The 2,947-nt window shown below is 33.7% G+C and carries 2 protein-coding genes; both read left to right on the top strand.

What is annotated here, in order from left to right; genetic code table 11:
* Positions 1-1,653: 1,653 nt before the first annotated feature.
* Positions 1,654-2,184, top strand: coding sequence for a GNAT family N-acetyltransferase (locus CKF54_RS03010; protein ID WP_119524806.1), 531 nt, complete (start codon positions 1,654-1,656; stop codon positions 2,182-2,184).
* Positions 2,185-2,751: 567 nt separating this feature from the next.
* Positions 2,752-2,943, top strand: coding sequence for a PTS transporter subunit EIIB (locus tag CKF54_RS03005; protein ID WP_119524805.1), 192 nt, complete (start codon positions 2,752-2,754; stop codon positions 2,941-2,943).
* The last annotated feature ends 4 nt before the right edge of the window (positions 2,944-2,947 follow it).

Here is a 2,947-nt window from a genome sequence, read left to right as displayed (position 1 = left end):
AGTTAAAGCAGAGTTGAAGCAGAGTTGAAGTAAAGTTGAAGCAGAGTTGAAGCAGAGATGAAGCAGAGATGAAGCAGAGACCTAGCTGAATTGGTTGAATTGGTTGAATTGGTTGAATTGGTTGAATTGGTTGAATTGGTGAGGGGTTAAAATAAATTTAGACAAAGAAAAACGACCTCTTGGCAAGGTCGTAAAAACATTTCCTTCCTATGTTTAGGAAGAGTTAAGGACTATAATAGAACTGATTACCTATGAAGATAACTATGGAGCTGTAGTAAATTAGAAATTAACTACCGCTAAAGTGATTAGAGCAAAAGCAACTGCTCCAGATAATACGTTAGAAAGTACTTTTTTAACTTGTGCGTTATTCATAATAATTTACCTCTTTATTAGCGCTTTAAGAAGAATCTTTTTAAAGCGTTGATTTATGTGTAACCTCATAATGAAGCATGATTAGTGTGAGAGGCTTTTGATGTTTACTTCTATCTTGTTGCCTAAAACCAGAAATAAGTTTACATCTCTTTCTCTACTATAGTATTACTACGGTATTGTGATCAGGTGTTAACCTATACCAGCAATCACTACTACCTTTCATTACTACCATTATGACCATTGCTTTGTGTTTTAAAGTGTAAAAGGCGCTTCTTGCGAGTTACTCCATATAACTACAAATGAGGAATATGATTTTATTAGGGACGAGCCTAATTTGCAGTTTATACTTTGACTTTCTAAGGTCTCTCTATTTTCCTTAAAGGTAAGAGAGTAACTAGCAAAAGCTTATAAGTTGTTTAGATCACACTCAAAGTAGATCTTGCTTAGTTGTCTACAGTGTAAAGATAACTTGCAGTCTACGGTTTATAAAGTAAATTCCTACGGCTGAGATAGAATATTATTCTTTATAGTAGTAGCACTTTAAGTTAAACTCTTTACAAAGGAAAAGTTCTTTCGTTAAAGACAAGAGTAAAAGGAAATCCATTCCTAATTTACTTGACTTGTTTAACTCATTGCTAAATTACTTAGTTAAGTAATTTAGCAAGTGAACCTATTTTTAAAATGTGGGGCATTTTAAAAATCTAAGCTAAAGAAAAGTAAGGAATTATTCGGATAAATAATTTATTTACTTTTCTTACAATTAATTAGACAAGCATATTTTGGGATAGTTTTATAAAAAATTATCTTTTAATTAAAGGGGTTAAAAAGCTTAAAAGTTCGGGGTAAATCCTGATTTGAATTGACTTAGATCTAACTTAAGGTTTACTTAAAGTTGTAACCCATGTAAAGTAAATTAGCTTGAGGGGATAAAGAAATCTCTTACAAAAGCTAAGTGAACCTACTTTAGGGTTATGAAAACAACTTGAGTGTTATGAACCAACTTGAAGGTTAGAAAACAGCTTGAAAGGCTAAAGGAATACCTTGAAATACTAAATCACCTCGATAGAGGGGATAATTGGATTTAAGTAAAGTTGAGAAGACCGAAAAAAGTAGCGTGAAAAAATTTAAGCTTTCTTCCGTATTATACTTTGCTACTTTGGGGGTGGGATAGGTGGGGATCTGCAGGATTGAAGTTAACTGGTGTAGGTTAACTTAAATAGAGGCTAACTTAAGTAGATACTAACTTAAGTAGAAAATAACAAAACATAGGTTTTTTATAAGATGAGTTATAAGTTTATCCTTGCAAGCAAAGAAATGCTTGCGCGTATTGTCGAGATTTACAATCAAAGTATTGCTTGTCGTACAGTTACTGCTGACTTAACAGAAGTAACCGTAGAACAAAGACAAGCTTGGTTTGATTTTCATTTAGAGCAAGTAAACTACCCAATTTGGGTGGTAGTAGATACTACAACTGAAGAGATTGTGGGTTGGTTTACCCTGTCTCCTTTCTACGGACGTATTGCTTATCGTACAACCGCAGAAATTAGTATTTACCTTGATGACAAAGTAAAAGGTAAAGGTCTTGCTGGGCAAATCGTTACTTTTGTTAAAGACAAAATGCCAGAAATTGGTTTACAGACTTTACTAGCCTTTGTCTTCAAAGGCAACCAAGCAAGTGTCAAAGCTTTTACAAAACTAGGATTTACTATTTGGGGAGATTTACCAAATATTGCTAATATGGAAACCCATTTGGAAAGTTTATTGATTATGGGGTATCAATTCCCCAATAATGACCTGATAGAAAATGATTAAATTGCGAATAAATTCGCAATAACAATCTCCTTTGCCTTAAATTTATTGAGGCATACTCTTAAATAACCCCACTTTTTTATTTGCAAAAGTTCACAAAAGTTGGCAAAAGCTTGCAAAAAGTGTGACGTAGGTCACAGATCAGAATAATCAAGTAGCATAAAATTAAAAAAAGTCTATACTAAGTGGAAATCGCTAAGAACCTATATATACAGATATATCCGAATAGCTGTACGTATAGCTTCTTGGTTAGAAAAATTTTAGGTAGATAAGTGAAGACGTATACAACTGCGTAGAGACTGTGTAAAAGCTAGGTAGAGCCTCAAAGCCAAGTAGAGGCTTAAGAGCCAAGTGAGCTTCAAGAGCCAAGTGAGTTTTAAAAGACAAATGAGCTTCAAAAGCCACATAGAGGGAAGTAACAGCTAGGTAAAAGCTAGCACAGCTAGCCTAACCAAACAAAGACAACTTTTTCTGGTTTCTATCAAAGTAAAGAAAACTCTCCGGCACATACTAGCTTAGTCGTACAAAGATGTATATCGTCGCTAAATGTTTTAGTTTAAAGGAAGATTTATGGCTGTAGTTGTAAACAAACAGGCTGTTAGTGATCTGATTAAACTAGTGGGTGGAACGCAAAACATTGCTTCAGTTACCCACTGTGTTACTCGATTAAGATTTGTTTTAAATGATCCAAGTGTTGCTGATGAAAAAGCAATTCTGGAATTACCTTTTGTTAAAGGAGCATTTACCAACCTAAATTTTTAATATT

Origin of the sequence: Psittacicella hinzii (assembly GCF_003585885.1) — a bacterium.
In the GTDB taxonomy this organism is placed as follows: Bacteria; Pseudomonadota; Gammaproteobacteria; order Enterobacterales; family Psittacicellaceae; genus Psittacicella.
The sequence above is the reverse complement of the archived record's forward strand: the minus strand, read 5'-3'. Positions and strand labels throughout refer to the sequence as shown.

Bases quoted from the DNA above. Each gene is read 5' to 3' on its own strand.
- CKF54_RS03010 (WP_119524806.1), top strand. From the start codon at position 1,654: ATGAGTTATAAGTTTATCCTTGCAAGCAAAGAAATGCTTGCGCGTATT.
- CKF54_RS03005 (WP_119524805.1), top strand. From the start codon at position 2,752: ATGGCTGTAGTTGTAAACAAACAGGCTGTTAGTGATCTGATTAAACTA.